The sequence below is a fragment of the Shewanella sp. MBTL60-007 genome, assembly GCF_019654915.1.
In the GTDB taxonomy this organism is placed as follows: domain Bacteria; phylum Pseudomonadota; class Gammaproteobacteria; order Enterobacterales; family Shewanellaceae; genus Shewanella.
Genome location: NZ_BPET01000186.1, coordinates 1 through 518, shown reverse-complemented (window position 1 = coordinate 518; position 518 = coordinate 1). Strand labels below are relative to the sequence as shown.

1 pseudogene is annotated in these 518 nt (G+C 47.9%); it reads left to right on the top strand.

Going from position 1 to position 518, the window contains the following annotated elements:
• Positions 1-518: pseudogene (locus K5Q92_RS23960) on the top strand (AmpG family muropeptide MFS transporter); the annotation flags it as partial.

The window sequence follows — 518 nt, the reverse complement described above, 5'->3', positions numbered from 1 at the left end:
TCAATTTATTGTCATAAACGGGTTCTTATCCTGTTATTGCTCGGTTTTTCCGCAGGCCTACCGTTAATGTTGGTATTCTCAACGTTGTCGTTCTGGCTTCGGGCAGCTGGTGTCGACCGTACAGCAATTGGTTACTTTAGCTGGATAGCACTAGCTTATGGGTTTAAGTGGGCTTGGTCACCACTTGTCGACAGAATGTCGCTTCCTATATTCACTCGACTATTGGGGCGCCGACGCGGCTGGATGATGTTTGCCCAACTTTTACTTGTAGCAGCGATTGTCGGAATGAGTCAAAGTGACCCGTTAGCAGATCTTGAAAGGCTAGCACTATTTGCGCTAATGGTTGCATTTGCCTCTGCTACACAAGATATTGTTATTGACGCATTTCGGATTGAGTCTGTTCCTGTAAAAATGCAGGCGGCACTTGCCGCCGCTTACCAGGTCGGGTACCGCAGCGCCATGATTGTAGCTACAGCAGGTGCATTAACTATTGCTGCTTGGATAGAGCCCAATAGCGA